Genomic DNA, 18,577 nt, shown 5'->3' with positions numbered 1-18,577 from the left:
GGACTGTGTCAGCGAATCGGATTCACGCCCCGGCGGGCGCGCAGCATGAGCAACGGTTCGGGCCCGCTGAGCTTGATCTGTTCGTCGGCGCCGAAACCGGCCTCGAAACCGGCGACATCGGCGGCGATCGGCAGCTCGCGTCCGTCGCGCTCGAGCAGCACCGCCAGCGTCACCGAGGCCGGACGGCCATAGTCGAACAGCACATTGTGCGCGGCCCGGATGGTGCGTCCGCTCTGGAGCACATCGTCGACCAGGATCAGATGCCGGTCGTCGACTCCGACCGGCAGATAGGACGGGCGTACCTGTGGATGCATGCCGACCCGGCTGAAGTCGTCGCGATAAAAGGAGATGTCCAGATGTCCCAGCGGCTCGGCCAGCCCCAGCCGCGCGTGCAGCCGCTCGGCGACCCAGACCCCGCCGGTGTGGATGCCGATCATGAGCGGACGCTCAATGCCGCGCCGCTCCAGACGCTCGCGCAGCCGCTCGGTCATGGTGTCGATGGCCGCCTCGATGGCGGCGGCGTCCTTCCAGATGTCAGACTTGCTCACAGAGCCAGGTTTCCAGGATCAGGGCCGCCGCGAGCGCGTCCACGGCTTCCAGCGTGGGCGTGCGCCGATCGCGCTCGGCGAGTTGACGATGGGCCTCGCGCGAGGTCAGACGCTCGTCGACCAGATGCACGGGCAGGCGATAGCGTCCTTCCAACTGGCGGGCGAAGCGGTGCACGCGCGGCGACCACTCGACCTCCTTGTCGTCCATCTGGAACGGCAGACCGACGACCAGGGCGCTCGGCTGCCATTCGCGGATCAGGGCCTCGATGCGCGTCCAGTCGGGTTTCTCGCCCTGACTGCGCAGCGTGGTCAGGGGTGTGGCCGAACGGGTGATCGTCTGACCCACGGCCACGCCGATCTTGCGCGGGCCGAAGTCGAATCCGAGCAGCGTCATGATCGGTCCGGGCGCGTCAAGCGTGCCCGGCCTCGCCGCTCATGAGGTTCAGATCCACGCCGAGCAGCTGGGCGGAAGCCATCCAGCGGGCGCTCGGGTCCATGCGGAAGATGATCTCGTTGCTCGCCGGGCCGTTGAGCCAGGCGTTGGCGCTCATTTCCTGTTCGAGCTGACCGCTGCCCCAACCGGCATAGCCGAGTGCGATCAGCACCTGATCCGGCCCTTCGCCCCCGGCGATGGCCTCCAGGATGTCGCGCGAGGTGGTGACGCTGATGTCGGGGGTGATGCTGAGCGTGGAGTCGTAGCTGTAACCCGCCGTGTGCAGCACGAAGCCGCGGTCGGTCTGAACCGGACCGCCCTGATAGACGGGCGTGTCGGCCACGCCGGGACGCAGGGCCGGGATCTCCAGTTGATCCAGGAGTGCGCCGAGCTTCACGTCCAGCGGGCGGTTGATCACGATACCCATGGCCCCCTGCTCCGTGTGCTCACAGATATAGGTGACGGTGCGCGCGAAGTTGGGATCCTGGAGACCCGGCATCGCGATCAGGAGATGGTTGGTCAATGAAGTACTGAAAGGCATGGGCGTTAGTATCCTGATCGGCTCATGATGAGGCAAGCGCGACGAGCCGTCCTCGGGACGCGAACCGCGTCCGGCCGGCCCCAGTTCGATAGGACGATCATACGGCCCTTTCGTCCCGCTGTCCCAGAGAACCGCATCCTCAGCGCTCCCATCCGAGCACGTCGCCGCGCATGAACTGCCAGGTGCGCACGATGTCGAGCACGTCGGTCTCGGCGGCGATGTCGGGCGGAAAGGGCGAGAAGGGCGCGGCCAGCTCGACGATCCGGATCGCCGCCTGATCGAGCAGGTCGAAGCCGGAGGAGCGCACCACGCGGATGTTCTCCAGACTGCCGTCGGCGCGCACGGCCACGTGCAGGATGAGACTGCCGTAGAGACGCTGATCGCGCGCGGCCTGCGGATAGTTGAGATTGCCGATGCGCTCGACCTTCTGCGCCCAGGCCGCCAGATAGCTGGCGTAACGGAACTCGCGCGTGCTGGCGCTGATCGACTTGCGTCGCGCGCGTTTGGCGCCGTTGGCGGCGCCGGCCGCCTGACGCGAGGTCAGACGCGCGACCTCCAGCCCCTGGCTGGAGAGGATCTGAGCGGCATCGACGACCGTCTGGCGCGGCGTGAGCGGGTCGACCTCCGGCCGGGGCGGGGCCTCGGCCTCAGTGGCCAGGATCGGCGCGGTTGGCGGCTCCCGCAGCGGCAGCGTCATGGCATCCGGACGGGCCAGGGGGTCGGTGTGCGGCGGCGCCTCGGTCGGCGTGGCTTCGTCCGCGCGTTCGGGGGGCTCGGCCGGATGCACGGACTCCGTGGCCGGTCCATCCGTCTCCGCGCGCGTATCGGACGTCTCCTCGGGCGCATCGCCGAAGGTCGGGATCGCCGCGTCGCCGAGCGGCGATTCACCCACCTGATCGCGCTGGGCCAGCACGGCCTCAGGTGAGCGGTTCGGGGCCTTGGCGCCGACCTCCTTGAGCAGGACCACCTCCATCGCCGACTCGGGCGGCGGACCCGGCTCCGGCCACACGAAGGACACGGCCAGGATCAGCAGCAGATGCAGCCAGCCGGCCCCGGCCAGGGCGGCGACGAAGGGCGTGCTCGGCGCCCTGGCGCCCTGGATGATCAGTTCACGCGGCAGTTCCAGTGTCCCGATCCCTCTGGCGGTCATGGCCGTCGCCCGTCCTGCGCCACGGGCGCCGGCCATTCGGGCTCGACGATCGTCACCGGCTCGTCGGCATCGACCAGTTCGAGACGCTCGGCCATGGCGGGTGTCACATGCAGACGTCCCTCGGCGTCGACGAGCAGTGCCTGCCGCACACCCAGACGCCCGGCCAGACGCCGCCAATCCGTGGGACCGGCGACGAAGAGCGCCCGGGCCGCCGCCGCCGCGTGCGTGGCATCCGCACTCAGGACCGTGACCGAACGCGCCCCGTCGGCCGGCCGACCCGTGCGCGGATCCAGGACGGCGTGATAGAGCCGGCCGCGATCCGTGAAGGAGCGATCGTGCTCGGCCACCGTCGCCAGGGCCTCGTCGCCGCGCAGGGGCGCGATCGCCAGCACGGCCGAACCGCTGGGACGCAGCACGGGGATGCGCCAGGGCTGGCCGCTGCGCTCACCGAGCGCGCCCAGCTCGTCGCCCGCCTGAATGAGCGCGTTGCGCACGCCCAGATCCTTGAGATGCCGGATCGCCAGATCGATGGCCTGCCCTCTGGCGATGGGGGTCAGGTCGAGACTCAGGGCGGGGTTGCTGCCGCGCAGGGTCAGCCCCTCGATCGTGATCGCCGACATGGACGGCGCGGCTGCGACCAGGGCCGAGATCCGTTCGCGCTCCGGCGGACGACGTCCGGCGGTGGTCGCCGCGTCGAATCCCCAGAGTCGCACGAGCCGTCCGATGCTCAGGTTGACCAGCCCCTCGCTCTCGACCTCCAGCGTCTGACCGAGCCGGACCAGACGCAGGACGGACGGCGGCGGCACGAAGGGCTCACCCTGGGCCAGGAGCCGGTTCACGCGCTCCATGGCCTCGCCGTCGCTCGCCCAGTCCCGCTCCAGATAGGCGAAGTCCTGGGCGACGAGCGCGGCGGCCCGCTCGGCCTGCTCGCGGGTGACGGCGACCAGACTCACGTCCACCTGCGTCTCGAAGGCCGTGAAGCGCGAGAGCATGACCGGCGCCTTGTCGCGACAGCCGGCGAGTGTCAGCGACAGCACGAGCAGCAGCGAGAGCGCGTGCGCCGGTCGGACCAGGGTCGAGGGGGACAGCACAAACCCCATGATGATGGCTCCCAGGTTGAACCTCGTGCGCGCGCCCCGTTTTCGATGGCACGCCTGGTTTCAAGGACAGATCTCTCAGGATGGACGTCGCTGATCGGCGCGATCCGCACGCTCGCCCAACCGGGCCGCGATGCAATCCATGAGATCGCCCGCGATGTCCAGGTCATAGGCGGCGTCCAGCTCGCGAATACAGGTCGGACTGGTGACATTGATCTCGGTGAGATAGTCGCCGATCACGTCCAGCCCGGCGAAGAGGATACCGCGTGCGCGCAGTTCGGGACCGACCTGTTCGGCGATCCAGCGATCGCGCGCGCTCAGCGGCCGCGCCTCGGCCGAAGCGCCGGCGGCCAGATTGCCGCGCGTCTCGCCGGGGGCCGGGATGCGCGCCAGACAATAGGGCACGGGCTCACCGTCGACCATGAGGATGCGCTTGTCTCCGGTCTCGATCTCGGGGATGAAGCGCTGGACCATGCAGAAGGCCCGGCCATGCTGGGTCAGGGTCTCGATGACGACGCTCAGATTGGGGTCGTCCGGACGCAGACGAAAGATCGAGGCCCCGCCCATGCCGTGCAGCGGCTTGAGCACGATCTCGCCGTGCTCGGCCTGGAAGGCGCGGATGTCGCGCGCCCGGCGCGTGACGAGCGTCGGCGGCGCGCACTGCGGAAAGGCGGCGGTGAAGACCTTCTCGTTGGCGTCGCGCAGACTGCGCGGATCGTTGACGACCAGACAGCCGGCCCGTTGGGCCTGTTCGAGCAGATAGGTCGTGTAGACGTATTCCATGTCGAAGGGCGGATCCTTGCGCATCAGCAGGGTGTCGAGCCAGTCGAGCGGCCGTTCGATCTCCTCGCCGAGCCTGAACCAGCCGAGCGGATCGTCGACGACCTCGACGGCGCGCATCCGCGCCATGGCCTGACCGTCGAGCAGTGACAGATCGCCGACTTCCATGTACCAGAGAGACCAGCCGCGCCTTTGGGCGGCGAGCAGCATGGCGAAGGTGCTATCCTTCTTGATCCGGATGGAACCGATCGGGTCCATCACGAAACCGATTCGAATGTTCATAAACCCCGCCTTAGAGTGAAAAACCGGCTAAAGTGAAAAACCGAGTCGAGTCGCTTGCATGGGAGGACGCTTGACCCTAGCATCCCAGTCCATTCCAGGCATCAGGAATCCCCACCCGAGTGCAGGAACTCCAGCATCGATGACCACGGCGCCCAGTTTCGAGAACCCCGATGGCCCAGGTCCGGCCGCCCCACCCCGGACGGCCCGGACACGTATCCGGCCATGTCACCACCAGGAGTCGGCATGCCGGACGAATTAGATCTGCGCGGCGCCAGGATACTGGTCGTCGACGACAGCAAGACCATCCGCCGCAGTGCCGAAGTCCTGCTCACCAAGGCCGGCTGCGAGGTGCAACTGGCCGAGGACGGCTTCGAGGCGCTCGGCAAGGTCGTCAGCTTCAAGCCGGATCTGGTCTTCGTCGACATCATGATGCCACGGCTCGACGGCTATCACACCTGCGCCCTGATCAAGAACAACCCCCAGCTCAAGGACACGCCCGTGGTGATGCTCTCGAGCAAGGACGGTCTCTTCGATCGCGCCAAGGGACGTCTGGTCGGCGCGCGGCTCTATCTCGCCAAGCCCTTCACCGCCGACGAGCTGATCGGCGCGGTGCGCGCCAGTCTGAGTCCGGCTCCATCCACGGAGTCGCCCTGAAGCGAACGCCAGCGCCCATGAGTCGACCCCCGAGCCACTCAGCCATGCCAGCGTTCGATCCCAAGCGCGATCGTTGCGCGAGGATATCAAGCACTCGAGTCCCGAGCACGCCATGAGACGTTTCCAAGACAAACCGAATCCGCACCGGGATCTGGGCGCCGCCGCGACGACCCTGGAGACGCCCCCGACCGTCCTGATCGTCGACGACTCGCCGACCGAGACCCACATCCTCTCGACCACGCTGAAGAAGGCCGGCTATCGGGTCGAGACGGCCTGTAACGGCGAGGAGGGCGTCGCGCGGGCGCGGGAACTGCGACCGGACCTCATCCTCATGGACGTCATCATGCCGGTGCTCAACGGCTACCAGGCCACGCGCCTGCTGAGGCGCGACGCCGAGACCGCCGACATCCCCATCATCATGGTGACGACCAAGGATCTGCAGACCGACCGGACCTGGGGTCTGCGCCAGGGCGCGACCGACTATCTGACCAAGCCGGTCGACCGCCAGCTCCTGCTCGAACGCATCCGTGAACTCCTGGACGGTCCGGCGAGCCATGGCTAAGACCCAGCGCACCCGCACCGATCTGCACGAGCTGATCCAGAAGCTCGACGCCCGCTGTCGCGCCCGCGCCGCCGGTCTGCCCGACGAGGCCCGCCCGCCGGACAGCTGGGCCGCCGTGCTGTTCCGGGTCGACAGACAATTCCTGCTCGCGCCGCTCGAACAGCTCGCCGAGGTGCTGGAGCTGCCCTGGGAGATCACGCGCGTCCCCGGCACCAAACCCTGGCTGCTCGGCGTGGCCAACAACCGCGGCACGCTCCTGCCCATCTATGATCTGGCCTCCCTGATCACGGGTAGCCCGCCACGGATGCGCAAGCGCTTTCAGGACGGCGCGCCCGAACGCCGACGCGAGCACGTCCGGGGCCGCGAGCGCGTGCTGGTCGTGCGGCAGGACGATCTTCCCTGCGGTCTGGTGGTCTCCGAGGCCGTGGGCATGCGCTACATCCAGAACAGCGACCGGGTCGCCGGGAACGTCGACGGCTGGGGGCCGATCGGCCGCTATGTCGAGACGGCCTATCGGCTCGACGGTCAACCGCGGCCGGTGATCGAACTGACGGCCATGATGGCCGATCCGCTGCTCAACGCCGCGCTCACCTGATCCCGGCACATCACATCTTAAGCAGTCGAACCCTGTCGGTCCCGACATCCGGACATCGGGTCGACCTGGGGTTCATCGAGGAGTCGGTACGAGATGGCGACACGCTTCAAACTCAATCTTGGCAAGCCCGCGCTGGATGGCTCGCATCTGCTGATCGCGATCGCCTTTGGGTTCGGCGCGCTGTTCTTCGCGATCCTGGCGCTGTTCAGCTATCTCGAACTGGCCCAGCTCGACGAGCTGAAAGCGCGCCAGGGCTTCATCGCCGCCGAGCAGAAGATCCTGACCCAGCAGTTGCTGCGCTCGGCGCACGAGTCCACGACCGGCGAGGCCGAGACGCTCGACCGTCTGCGCCGCGAGCGCCAGCGCTTCCAGGCCACGCTGGTAGATCTGACCCAGGGCATCGAGGAGTCGGCCACGCAGGAGGCGACCGGCCTGCTGCGTGGCGATCTGCGCAAGATCGAGCAGTCCTGGACCCCGCTCGCCCAGGGCCTCGACGCCATCCTGGCCGCGCGCGAGCCGATCCTGGCGGTACGCAAGCTGACGGGCGAGTCCCGCGAGCAGCTCCCGCGTCTGCGCGAGACCATGACCAAGGTGGCCAAGCGGCTCGCCGCCGAGGGCGCCGCGCCGGCCCTGGTGCTGGAGGCCGGACTCCAGCTCTCGCGGCTGGAGCGGCTGGAGTCGGCGCTGGATCGCTATCTGCTCGGCGGCGTCGCGGCCGGTCAGGCGCTCGAAGAGTCGGTCAAATCGATCGAGTCCTTTGCCGAGGGGCTCTCGACCCTGATCGCCGGTGTGCGCGGACGCAGCGAGGCGGCCGGATCGCGCGCGGCGCTCGAAGAGATGACCGAGCAGTTCGCCACGCTCGAGACCCGCTCAACCGAGATCCTGCGACGCATGGACGGCGTGCGCGCGGCCATCGGTCAACTGCCGGGCATCCAGACGGCCGCCGGGGGCGTCGAGTCGGCCCTGTCGGAGCTGTTGACCCACTATCGCGAGGCCGGACGGCGCTTCATCCTGCTCGGTCTGCCGATCGGCACGGGCGCGGTGCTCGTGTTCGCGGCCCTGTCGCTCCTGAGTCTCGCCGCCCTGGTCCTGATCTTCCTGCGCGACTCCAAGACCCGCGAGGCGGCCTACCGGGCGCAGACCGAGCGCGACGAGCGCGCCATCCTGCGTCTCCTGGACGAGCTGGGCGATCTGGCCGACGGCGATCTGACGGTCGAGGCCACAGTCACCGAGGACAAGACCGGCGCCATCGCCGACGCCTTCAACTATGCCATCGAGGCCCTGCGCGGACTGGTGGCCACCATCAACCAGACTGCAACCCAGGTCGCCGGCTCGGCGCAGGAGAGCCGCTCCATCTCGCTGCGGCTGGCCGAGGCCAGTAGCGCCCAGTCGCTCCAGATCACTCAGGCCTCGGCCGCCGTGCAGTCGCTGACGGTGCAGATCGACGAGGTGGCGCGCAACGCCGGCGAGTCGGCCGAGGTCGCCTCGCGCTCGGTCGAGGTCGCCGGACGCGGCGCCCAGACGGTGCGCGACACCATCCAGGGCATGGACGCCATCCGCGAGCAGATCCAGGAGACCTCCAAGCGCATCAAGCGTCTGGGCGAGTCCTCGCAGGAGATCGGCGAGATCGTCGAACTCATCGACGACATCGCCGACCAGACCAACATCCTGGCCCTAAACGCGGCCATGCAGGCGGCCATGGCCGGCGAGGCCGGGCGCGGCTTCGCGGTGGTCGCCGACGAGGTGCAGCGTCTGGCCGAGCGCTCGCGCAACGCCACCAAGCAGATCGAGGTGCTGGTGCGCACCATCCAGGCCGACACCAACGAGGCCGTCAGCTCCATGGAGGCCAGTACCGCCGGCGTGGTCGAGGGCGCGCATCTGGCCGAGAACGCCGGCGAGGCCCTGCGCGAGATCGAGAACGTCTCGGCCTACATCGCCGAGCTGACCAAGCGCATCGCCGACTCCTCGCAGCGTCAGTCGCGCCAGTCGGCCGAGATCAACGACACGGTGCAGGCCATCCGCGCCATCACCGAAGAGAACACCGACGGCACGCGCAAGGCCGCCGAATCGGTCGAGGTGCTGGCCGGTCTGGCCAGCGACCTGCAGAAATCGGTGGCCGGCTTCCGGCTGCCGGGTTGACCGGCGGATGTCATCGCGAGGGATGAGCCAATGGCGGACAAACAGCTGATCGGTGGCCTGAAATGGGTCAAGGGCGAGATCGGCGCCACCCTGCGCCCGGTCCGCGATCTGGTCGAGGCCGGCGCCGACTTCGATGTCGAGGCCGAGCTGGCCCTGGTGCTCAAGTCGCTCGATCAGGTCCAGGGCGTGCTGCTGGCCCTGCGCCTGACGACGCCCGCGCGCCTGGTCGAGGAGATGCATCGGCTCGCCGAGTGTCTCGAAGAGACCGAACCCGAGCACTACACCGAGGCCGGCGTCGTCCTGGGGCAGGCGCTCGATCAGCTCGCCAACCATCTCGACCGGCTGGACGCCGGATTCGAGGAGCCGCCGCTGAGCCTGTGGTCGATCATCAACGCCCTGCGTTCGGCCCGTGATCAGCTCCCGCTGACCCGCTCGGAGCTGCTGAGGTTTGCGATCTCCGATCAGGACGGCCGCTCGCAATGGATTCCCGAGGAGCTGGACATCCTGGCCGAGGTCATCCGCCAGGTCCGCCCCCAGTTCCATCGTCATCTGGTCGGCTGGTACCGCAACGACACCGAGGCGCTCATTCAGCTCGGGCGGATCTTCCATCAGCTCCACGACTACCTCAAGGACGGAACCCTCGCCGATCTCTTCGGACTCGCCGAGATCTTCACCACGGCGCTCCAGGACGGACGGCTCGAATGCAGCCCGCGCGCGCGTACCCTCATGGGGCATATGGACTGGGCGCTCAAGCCGCTGACCCAGCGTCCGCCCGTCTGGCCCGAGGTCGATGCCAAGGCGCTGATCGAACAGTTGCTCGAGATCCTGGTCGCGGCCGGTATCGAGGACGACGCGCTCACCGAGGCGCGCATGACCTATGGTCCGGCGCCTGCCGCGCCGGTCGAAGCCGAGACCCAGGCCACGCTGGAGGCCGAGGCGGCGCTCGCCGGACTGGCGAGCGAGCTCGTCACCGAACTCGCGGATCTCAAGGCGACCTTCGATCGACTCACACTCGCCGAGCGCGCCGACCCGGATCTGATCCAGGGGTTCAGCGATCGTCTGCGCCGACTGGCCACGCGACTCGACGAGGTCGAGGTCGGCAATCTGCCGGCGCGTCTGCGGGCGCTCGCCGATCGCTTCCAGACACTCGATGCGACCGATCTCAAGGGGCAGGCCGCGCGTCTCGAGTCCTATGCGATGGAGCTGCTGGGGATCGAGTCCGTGCTGCTGGCCCTGGCCGACCGGCGCGACGCGGGCGCCGGGCGGCTCATCGCGCCCGACATGGATCTCTCGGACCTGACCGCCGCCACGCTCCGCGAGGCCGGCTACGAGCTGTCGCGGGTCAAGGAGGCCATCGCCGACTGGCAGAGCGACCCTGAGTCCCGCGAGATCCTGAACCCCATTCAGGGCTATCTGGCGGGCGTGTCGGGCGCGCTGCGCATCCTGGGCGAGAATCCGGCCGCCGATCTGGCCGAGCTGGTCGCGAATCTGGTGCAGGCGGCCTATGTGCGCCACCAGCGTCTCCCGACCGACAGCCAGATCGACCACTTGGCCGACGCTATCGCCGGACTGGAGCTCTATATCGGCCATCTGCAGCAGCCGATGCCGCTCGGCGAGACCCTGATCGACCGTGCCGGGCGCGGCATCTCGGCGCTCCAGGCCGAACTCGGCGAGCTGGGTGAGCCGCCCGCCGTCCCCGAGGCGCCGGGGGCCGCCGCAACACCTGAGCCGCTCATCGAAACCGAGCGCCCCGAGCCGGCACTCGAACTCCCGCTCGAACCTGAGCCCGAACCCGAACCTACACGTCCGGCCGACGAGTCGGATCTGGAGTCCGATGACGGCGAGACCGAATTCCTGGACATCTTCCTGGAAGAGGCGCGCGAGGAGATCGACTCGGCCCGCACCCAGTTGGCGCGCTGGCAGTCCGATCCGTCCGATGCGGACGCACTGGCCACGCTGCGCCGCAGTTTCCACACGCTCAAGGGCAGTGGGCGACTGGTCGGCGCGCTCCAGGTCGGCGATTTCGCCCAGGCCATGGAGTTCCTGCTCAACCGGCTCATCGAGACCACGTCCAGGCCATCGACGCCGATCCTGGACTGCATCGCCGAGGCCGTGCGCGTCCTGCCCGAGCTGGTCGAGTCCGAGGCCGAGGGTCGCCCATTCGACATCGAACCCCATGTCGTGCGCGCGACCCGACTGCGCGAGGACATCGGCGCCGGGGGTCCGTCGGAACCCGAGCCATCCGTCGAGCTCCAGCCGCTGGCTGAGCCAGAGCCGCTTGCCGAACCCCTGGTCGCGGAGGCCGGAACGTCGGCGCCCGTCGAGGAGAGCCTCGACCACGACAGCCTGTTCGCCGCCGACGCGGAGCTGCTCGACATCTTCCGCACCGAGACCCTGGAACACCTGAGCGTCGTGCGCGCCTTCCTGGAGGGCGACGCGTCCGGCGGCGAACGACCGCTCGACGAGTCGATCGAACGCGCGCTCCATACCCTGACCGGCAGCGCCCGCATGTCGGGCATCGAGTCCATCGCGCGCGTCACCAAAGCCATGGAGCTGTGCATCAAGCCAAGGCGCGCGAGCGGCGAACCCCTGAGCGCGCCGCTCGTCACGCTCTTTCGGCGCGCCGCCGAGGCCATCGAGCAGCGGGTCGCGGAACTGCCCGCATCGGGCGCCGGCGCGGCCGCGCTCGCCACCCTCTGGTCCGAACTGAACTCGGCGTCGCTCCAGACGCCGGAGCCGGAGCACGGGCCGGCCGTCGAGGTCGAGCCGCTGGAATCCGAAGCGCCGGACCTCGCCCCACTCGAACTGGAACTGGATATCGCCTTCGAGGACGAGGACTCGCCCGAATCCTTCGTGGCCATCGACGAGAACCTGACGGAGTCATTCGTCGACCTGGAAGAGCCGCTACAGCTCGACGCACCGATCGACATGGAGATGCCCGAGCTGGAGCTCAGCCCGGAAGCGGAGCCGAGTCCGACCGAAGAGCCACTGGTCGCAGACGTCGAGGGTGTGCCGGGGCCGGAGTCCGCGCTCGAATCCGAGCCGGAGCCAACGCCGGAACCAGAGCTGGAACCCGAGATCGAGCTGGAACCCTTGCCCGAACTCGAACCGGAGACGGCCCAGGCCGATGTGCTGGAAGCCATGCGGGAAGAACCTGAGCCGGACAGGGATTCCACGGGGATCGACATCGAGGAGACGACGTCGGCACATACCGAGACACCCCAGCCACCCGCCCCGGTGGTGGAACAGCCGCCCACGTCGGAGCCGGAGCGCGAGTTAGAGGTAACGCCGGAGCCTGCTCCTGCGGAGATCCAGGCCGCACCCGACCCCGAATTGGCCGCGCTCTTCCTGGAGGACGCACGCGACCTGCTCGACAAGCTGGATCGTCAGTTCCGCGACTGGCTGCTCGCCCCCCAGGACAGCGCCGCGCTCGCCGGTGTCAACCGGCTGCTGCACACGCTCAAGGGCAGCGCCCGCCTGACCGGACTGCCGGCGATCGGCGACCTCAGCCATGCGCTCGAGACCCGACTCAAGGCGCTCGACGAAGACCAGACCGGCATCAACGACCTCACGCTCGAACTGGCTCAGCGCGCCGTCGACATGCTCTCGCTCCAGGTCGACGCGCTCGAACAGGGTGCGGCCATCCCGCGCATGACCGAGCTCGTCGACGATCTGTCGCGCACACCGCACGGCGAACCGACGACGGAAGCCGCCACGCCCGAGGTCGCCCTGATGCGTCCGGCGGAGACGGCCGAACCCAGCGCGCCGGCCGCGATGGAGCGGCCGCTCCCGACACCGGCGGCCGCTCCGACCGATGCCGCCACCCGCGAGGGAGCCGGGGCCATCGCCGCCGTCCCCCAGATCCGGGTGCGCTCCGACCTGCTCAACCGTCTGGTCAACCATGCCGGCGAGATCAGCATCTATCGCGGCCGTCTGACCCAGCGCAACGGCCAGCTCGGCTTCGGACTGGGCGAACTCGATCAGACCGTGGTGCGACTGCGCGAGCAACTGCGCCAGCTCGAGATCGAGACCCAGGCCCAGATCCTGAATCGCTTCGAGCGTAGCGGCGAGTCCTCGGAGCGCACCGAGTCGGCCGCGGACTACGACGCCGAGTTCGACCCGCTGGAGTTCGACCGTTTCTCGCGTCTCCAGCAGCTCTCAGGCTCCCTGGCCGAGACCATCAACGACCTCATCAGCGTCAAGGAGATGCTGGCCGGCTATCAGCGTGAGATGACCGACCTGCTGACCCAGCAGGCGCGTCTGGCCGACGACCTGCAGGACGGGCTGCTGCGCACGCGCCTGGTGCCCTTCGTGCAGGTGGTGCCGCGACTGCATCGTCTGGTGCGCCAGACCGCCGAGACGCTCGGCAAGTCGGCACGGCTGGAGGTCATCGGCCCCGAGGTCGAGCTCGACCGCACCATCCTCGACCGACTGGTCGCGCCGCTCGAACACCTGCTGCGCAATGCCGTCGATCACGGACTGGAGGACACCAAGACGCGCGTGGCGCGCGGCAAGCCGGCGACCGGCATGGTGACGCTGGCGCTACGGCGCGAGGGCAACGATGCCGTCATCAGTCTGGGCGACGACGGCAAGGGTCTGGATCTGGAGGCCATCCGCAGCAAGGCCATCGCGCGTGGTCTGATGACGGCCGATTCCAAGCTCCCGGACGAGGCCGTGCTGCAATTCATCATGGAGCCGGGCTTCACCACCTCGGGCAAGGTCACGCAGATCTCGGGGCGCGGCGTGGGTCTGGACGTGGTCGCCTCCGAGATCAAGGCGGCCAACGGCACCATGAGTCTGGAGTCGGTGCCCGGCAAGGGGGCGCGTTTCACCATCCGTCTGCCGCTGACCCTGGCCATCATCGATGCCTTCCTGGTCTCGGTCGGCGACACCGTCTATGCCGTGCCGCACAGCACGGTCGAGGGGCTGGCGCGCATCAACCGCGAGGAGCTGCTGGCCATCTATGCCGATCCGACCAAGACCTATACGGTGCGCGGTCATCGCTATCGCGTGGCCTATCTGGGTCAGGCGCTGGAGGCGAACGGACCGGAACCGGAACTCGGCGAGCGGCGCTGGTTGCCGGTATTGCTGGCGCGCATCGGCGATCAGCGCGTGGCGCTGCAGGCCGATACCCTGCTGGAGAGTCAGCGCATCCTGGTCAAGCCGCTGGGGCCGCAGTTGGCGGGGGTGCGCTGGCTGAGCGGCGGAACCATCCTGCCGGACGGGCGGGTCGCGCTCATTCTCGATGCGCTGGCGCTGGTGCGTTCGGGCGCCATTCGCGAGCAGGCGCCGGTGCTGATCGCACCCGAGCCGGCGAGCGAATCGGTCTGCGTCATGGTGGTCGACGACTCGCTGACCGTGCGGCGTGTCACCAGCCGATTGCTGCGTCGGCAGAACATGGAGGTGCTGACCGCGAAGGATGGCGTCGAGGCGCTGACGCTGCTCGACGAGCGGATTCCGGACGTGGTGCTGCTCGACGTCGAGATGCCGCGCATGGACGGCTATGAACTCACGCGCCACATCCGGCGCTCGGAGCGGTTGAAGGATCTGCCGATCATCATGATCACCTCGCGCACCGGGGCCAAGCATCGCGACTATGCGACCCAGCTCGGCGTGAACCGCTATCTGGGCAAGCCCTATCAGGAATCGCAGTTGCTCGAAGAGATCGGCGCCCTGGTCGGCAAGCGGTGATGTTTACGCCGCCATCGACCCATCGCACTCGTAGGATGGGCAGAGCGCAAGCGATGCTAATCTTCCCCAGCTGAGCGAAGATCGCGGATTCAAGCGTCGCGGAAGTCGCCCCAGAGCGCCTGGATCACGGCGATGGCGGCCAGCGGCGCGGTCTCGGTGCGCAGGATGCGCGGACCGAGACGCACGCCCTGAAAGCCCTGATGCCGCGCGGCTTCGAGTTCGCGCGAATCGAGTCCACCCTCAGGCCCGATCAACAGCGTCAGACCCGATTCGGGCGTCGGCAATGCCGGCAGCGCTCGCTCGGCGAGTGGGTCGAGCAGCAGTCCGCGCGTTCGGCCCTCCCCGAGCGCCGTCCCCAGCCAGGATTCCAGATCCGCTGCCGTCTCCAGCACCGGCAGGCGTCTGCGCCCCGATTGTTCGCAGGCTGCGATGACCACACCTCGCCAGTGCTCCAGCCGCTTGTCGAGTCGCGCCCCATCGAGCCGCACCTGAGCGCGGCGGGTGAAGAGCGGCGTGATCCGGGTCACGCCCAGCTCAACGGCTTTCTGAATCGCGAAGTCCATGCGCTCGCCCTTGGAGATGCCGAGCGCCAGATGGATGTCGAGCCTGGATTCCGGTTCCGGATCGCCGCGCGATTCGATCAGGACACGCGCCCGATCGCGCCGCACCTCGATCAAACGGGCCGGATAGTCGTGTCCATCGCCATTGAACAGCACCAGGGGCGCGTCGCGTTCGAGCCGCAGCACCTGTACGGCGTGCCGGGCCTGGGCGCTCGGTAGATCGAACTCGGCGCCGGGCGTCAACTTTAGGTCGACATGAAGACGGGTCAGGCGCATGGGTCTCAGTCCGGATTCATGGAGCCGGGCTGCCCAGACGGGCCGCCCCCACGGCCAGCAGCGCCCAGGCGAGGATGAGCAGGACACCGCCGATGGGCGTGATCATGCCCAACTGGCGCAACCCAGTCAGAGTCATGGCGAACAGGCTGCCGCTGAACAGGCAGACGCCGACGAGGAAGGCCCAGCCGGCCCAGTTCACCAGCCCGGCCTCAGGCCGATGCAGCAGGGTCAGACCGCAGGCTAGGATCGCCAGGGCGTGCAGTCCCAGATAATCGGCCGCCGTGTTCCAGTTGGCCAGGAGCGCCGGATCGACCCGACCCTTGAGTCCGTGCGCGCCAAAGGCGCCGAGCGCCACCGTCAGCAGACCGCCGACGGCGCCCAGAGTCATCCAAAGCGATGCGGGAGACATGGTTTTTCCTCGCTGAAGCGTCGAAAGACGCGGTTCGAGCGGCATTCTGCAACAACTCGCCGACGATGACGAGGATCGGGTTTTTGGTTGCGTCGATTTTGACCACTGTGTTAGAGTGCGCGGTCTTTAGCACTGAACAACGCCGACTTGTAGGGATTCCCGCCATGTCCAAGGTCTGTCAGGTTACCGGTAAGCGACCCCTCACCGGCAACAACGTCTCGCACGCGAACAACAAAACCAAACGTCGTTTCCTGCCGAATCTGCACGAAAAGCGGTTCTGGGTCGAGGCCGAGAAGCGCTGGGTGAAGCTGCGCCTGACCACCAAGGCCATGCGCACCATCGACAAGAAGGGCATCGATGCGGTGCTCGTCGACCTGCGCGCCGACGGCGTCAAGGTCTAACCGGAGGATTCCCCCATGGCCAAGGCCGCACGCGAAAAGATCCGCCTGAACTCCAGCGCTGGAACCGGTCACTTCTACACCACGACCAAGAACAAGCGCAATCAGCCCGGCAAGATGGAGATCAAGAAGTTCGATCCCGTCGTCCGCCAGCACGTCATGTACAAGGAAGGCAAGATCAAGTAAGCCTGATCGCGATCGGCGATGTCGTCGATCTTCCTTGTCCGTGGCGCAATGAAGCCCGCTTCCGGCGGGCTTCGTGCTGTATGGGGAAATCACAGACTAAAGGAGCCCTGTCATGACCGACGGCGCCCTGTTGTTCGAGAGTTTCATGCTGATGCTGATCGGCATGGGCATCGTGTTCGGCTTTCTGCTGCTGCTGGTCGGCATCCTGCGTCTGATGTCGACGCTCATCCTGCGCCTGGCGCCCGCCGAGGAGCTCCAGCCTACGCCGTCGCCGGCCGCCGCGCCGCTCCCGGCGGACGGCTCCGAGGATCTGATCGCCGTGATCTCGGCGGCCATCACGCGCTATCGTGCTCAGCGCTGACCGGACGCGCGCACCCGACTTCCAACCGAGAGGCCCGAGCCTCCATCGACCCGGCCCGGCTCGCGCGTCCCGGACGCCCGAGCGGGCGCGAACAGCGGGAATAGACCCATGACTCAGAAGACCCCACTCGGCATCACCGACGTCATCCTGCGCGATGCGCATCAGTCGCTGCTGGCGACCCGTATGCGCACCGAGGACATGCTGCCCATCGCCGCCAAGCTGGATCAGGTTGGCTACTGGTCCGTGGAATCCTGGGGCGGCGCCACCTTCGACGCCTGCATCCGTTATCTGGGCGAGGATCCCTGGGACCGTCTGCGTCAGCTCAAGGCCGCGATGCCGCGCACGCCCCAGCAGATGCTGCTGCGCGGTCAGAATCTGCTCGGCTACCGCCACTATGCCGACGATGTGGTCGAGAAGTTCGTCGAGCGCGCGGCCGTCAACGGCATCGGGGTGTTCCGCATCTTCGACGCCATGAACGATCTGCGCAATCTGGAGCGCGCGGTCCATGCGGCGCTGGCCACCGATGCCCACGCCCAGGGCACCCTGTCCTATACCGTCAGTCCGGTGCATGACATCGACTACTGGGTCGACATGGGCCGGCGGCTCGAAGACATGGGCTGTCACTCCATCTGCATCAAGGACATGGCCGGACTGCTGCGTCCCTATGTCGCTGAGGAACTGGTGACGCGACTCAAGGCGACCTGCGCCATCCCGATCGCCATGCAGTGTCACGCCACCACCGGCCTGAGCACGGCGGCCATCGTCAAGGCCGCCGAAGCCGGGATCGACATGGTCGACACCGCCATCTCCTCGATGAGCATGACCTATGGTCATTCGCCGACCGAATCCGTGGTCGCCATCATGCAGGGCACCGAGCGCGACACCGGATTGGATCTGAATCTGCTGGAGGAGATCGCGGCCTATTTCCGTGAGGTGCGCAAGAAATACGCGCGCTTCGAGGGCTCGCTCAAGGGCGTCGACTCACGCATCCTGGTCGCTCAGGTGCCGGGCGGCATGCTGACCAACATGGAGAACCAGTTGCGCGAGCAGGGCGCGGCGGACCGGCTCGACGAGGTGCTGGCCGAGATCCCGCGCGTGCGCGAGGAGCTGGGGTTCCTGCCGCTGGTCACGCCGACCTCGCAGATCGTCGGCAGCCAGGCGGTGCTCAACGTGCTCATGGGCGAGCGCTACAAGACCATCACCACCGAGACCGCCGGCGTGCTGCGCGGCGAATACGGCGCCACGCCCGCGCCGGTCGATCCTGATCTGCAATCGCGCGTGCTCCAGCCGGGCGAAGAGCCCATCACCTGCCGTCCGGCCGACAACCTGACGGCCGAGCTGGACCGTCTGACCGAGGAGCTGGAGGCGATCGCCCGCGAGCGCACGCTCAAGCTGGTCGATCCGGTGATCGACGACGTGCTCATCTATGCCATGTTCCCGCAGGTGGGACTGAAGTTCATCGAGAACCGCGACAACCCGGCGGCCTTCGAGCCGCGTCCCTGGGAGATCGCCGACGCGCCCGCCGCTCTGACTCCAACCGCGGCGGCGACTCCGGCCGGTGGTCCCGAGCACTATCGCGTCGAGGTCAATGGCCGCGCCTATGATGTCACGGTCTCGCCGCAAGGGGCCATCGAGTCCGTCACGCCGTCCGCGGCCGGTTCGGCGCCGACTCACGCTGCACCGGCCGCGCCGGTCCAGGCCCAGACGATCGAATCCCCGCTCGCCGGCACCATCGTCAAGATCCCGGTCGGTGTCGGTCAGACGGTCAACGCCGGAGACGTGATCGTCATCCTGGAGGCGATGAAGATGGAGACCGAGGTCCGCGCGCCGTCGGCCGGTCGCGTGACCGAGATCCGCGTCAAGGAAGGCGACGCCGTGGCGCTCGGCGCGCCGCTGATCGCATTGGGCTAACGTC

The 18,577-nt window shown here is 68.0% G+C and carries 17 protein-coding genes; 9 read left to right on the top strand and 8 right to left on the bottom strand.

What is annotated here, in order from left to right; all coding sequences use genetic code 11:
- Window positions 1-8 precede the first annotated feature (8 nt).
- The 6 genes from pyrR to gshB form a co-directional block, all read right to left on the bottom strand.
- The gene (pyrR, locus tag HW932_RS09830) at window positions 9-548 is read right to left on the bottom strand and encodes a bifunctional pyr operon transcriptional regulator/uracil phosphoribosyltransferase PyrR (RefSeq protein ID WP_176976309.1); all 540 of its coding nucleotides are present in this window, start codon (window positions 546-548) and stop codon (window positions 9-11) included.
- A complete protein-coding gene (gene ruvX, locus HW932_RS09825; protein ID WP_176976370.1) occupies window positions 535-945 on the bottom strand; it encodes a Holliday junction resolvase RuvX in 411 nt (136 codons plus the stop codon). The genes pyrR and ruvX overlap by 14 nt, the downstream gene beginning before the upstream one ends.
- A gap of 13 nt (window positions 946-958) precedes the next feature.
- Window positions 959-1,522, bottom strand: coding sequence for a YqgE/AlgH family protein (locus HW932_RS09820; RefSeq protein WP_176976308.1), 564 nt, complete (start codon window positions 1,520-1,522; stop codon window positions 959-961).
- A 139-nt stretch (window positions 1,523-1,661) separates the two neighbouring features.
- Entirely contained in the window at window positions 1,662-2,672 is a 1,011-nt protein-coding gene (locus HW932_RS09815) for an energy transducer TonB (RefSeq protein WP_176976307.1), read from the bottom strand.
- Window positions 2,669-3,772 carry an FAD:protein FMN transferase gene (locus HW932_RS09810; protein ID WP_176976306.1) on the bottom strand — a complete coding sequence of 368 codons (1,104 nt, stop codon included), beginning with the start codon at window positions 3,770-3,772 and terminating at the stop codon, window positions 2,669-2,671. The genes HW932_RS09815 and HW932_RS09810 overlap by 4 nt, the downstream gene beginning before the upstream one ends.
- A 75-nt stretch (window positions 3,773-3,847) precedes the next feature.
- A complete protein-coding gene (gene gshB / locus HW932_RS09805; RefSeq protein ID WP_176976305.1) occupies window positions 3,848-4,831 on the bottom strand; it encodes a glutathione synthase in 984 nt (327 codons plus the stop codon).
- Window positions 4,832-5,074: 243 nt separating this feature from the next.
- Here gshB and HW932_RS09800 point away from each other — a divergent pair, with 243 nt between their 5' ends.
- The 5 genes from HW932_RS09800 to HW932_RS09780 all read left to right on the top strand — a co-directional run bounded on the left by HW932_RS09800 (window position 5,075) and on the right by HW932_RS09780 (window position 14,472).
- A complete protein-coding gene (locus tag HW932_RS09800; protein WP_176976304.1) occupies window positions 5,075-5,485 on the top strand; it encodes a response regulator in 411 nt (136 codons plus the stop codon).
- 112 nt (window positions 5,486-5,597) lie between these two features.
- On the top strand, window positions 5,598-6,047 hold the full coding sequence (locus tag HW932_RS09795; protein ID WP_246296755.1) for a response regulator: 450 nt from the start codon (window positions 5,598-5,600) through the stop codon (window positions 6,045-6,047).
- Window positions 6,040-6,642 carry a chemotaxis protein CheW gene (locus HW932_RS09790; protein WP_176976303.1) on the top strand — a complete coding sequence of 201 codons (603 nt, stop codon included), beginning with the start codon at window positions 6,040-6,042 and terminating at the stop codon, window positions 6,640-6,642. Before HW932_RS09795 ends, HW932_RS09790 begins: the two co-directional genes overlap by 8 nt.
- A gap of 93 nt (window positions 6,643-6,735) precedes the next feature.
- Window positions 6,736-8,781: a methyl-accepting chemotaxis protein gene (locus HW932_RS09785; RefSeq protein ID WP_176976302.1), complete on the top strand. Its 2,046-nt coding sequence runs from the start codon at window positions 6,736-6,738 to the stop codon at window positions 8,779-8,781.
- Between the two features lie 30 nt (window positions 8,782-8,811).
- Window positions 8,812-14,472, top strand: a complete 5,661-nt coding sequence (locus HW932_RS09780; RefSeq protein WP_176976301.1) for a hybrid sensor histidine kinase/response regulator — start codon at window positions 8,812-8,814, stop codon at window positions 14,470-14,472.
- An 89-nt stretch (window positions 14,473-14,561) separates the two neighbouring features.
- Here the strand turns inward: HW932_RS09780 and HW932_RS09775 are convergent, their stop codons facing one another.
- Together HW932_RS09775 and HW932_RS09770 are read right to left on the bottom strand one after the other, a co-directional pair.
- A complete protein-coding gene (locus HW932_RS09775) occupies window positions 14,562-15,308 on the bottom strand; it encodes a 16S rRNA (uracil(1498)-N(3))-methyltransferase (protein WP_176976300.1) in 747 nt (248 codons plus the stop codon).
- A gap of 16 nt (window positions 15,309-15,324) precedes the next feature.
- A complete protein-coding gene (locus tag HW932_RS09770; RefSeq protein WP_176976299.1) occupies window positions 15,325-15,717 on the bottom strand; it encodes a DUF423 domain-containing protein in 393 nt (130 codons plus the stop codon).
- A 164-nt stretch (window positions 15,718-15,881) separates the two neighbouring features.
- Here HW932_RS09770 and rpmB point away from each other — a divergent pair, with 164 nt between their 5' ends.
- The 4 genes from rpmB (at window position 15,882) to oadA (ending at window position 18,573) form a co-directional block, all read left to right on the top strand.
- Window positions 15,882-16,118 (top strand): 50S ribosomal protein L28, encoded by a 237-nt coding sequence (rpmB, locus tag HW932_RS09765; RefSeq protein ID WP_012969432.1) that lies wholly within the window; start codon window positions 15,882-15,884, stop codon window positions 16,116-16,118.
- 15 nt (window positions 16,119-16,133) lie between these two features.
- Window positions 16,134-16,301, top strand: a complete 168-nt coding sequence (gene rpmG, locus HW932_RS09760; protein WP_005222974.1) for a 50S ribosomal protein L33 — start codon at window positions 16,134-16,136, stop codon at window positions 16,299-16,301.
- A 112-nt stretch (window positions 16,302-16,413) separates the two neighbouring features.
- A complete protein-coding gene (locus HW932_RS09755; protein WP_176976298.1) occupies window positions 16,414-16,662 on the top strand; it encodes an OadG family protein in 249 nt (82 codons plus the stop codon).
- Between the two features lie 108 nt (window positions 16,663-16,770).
- On the top strand, window positions 16,771-18,573 hold the full coding sequence (oadA, locus tag HW932_RS09750; protein ID WP_176976297.1) for a sodium-extruding oxaloacetate decarboxylase subunit alpha: 1,803 nt from the start codon (window positions 16,771-16,773) through the stop codon (window positions 18,571-18,573).
- Window positions 18,574-18,577: the final 4 nt, after the last annotated feature.

It is taken from the genome of Allochromatium humboldtianum, assembly GCF_013385175.1.
GTDB lineage: Bacteria > Pseudomonadota > Gammaproteobacteria > Chromatiales > Chromatiaceae > Thermochromatium > Thermochromatium humboldtianum.
The sequence above is the reverse complement of the archived record's forward strand: the minus strand, read 5'-3'. Positions and strand labels throughout refer to the sequence as shown.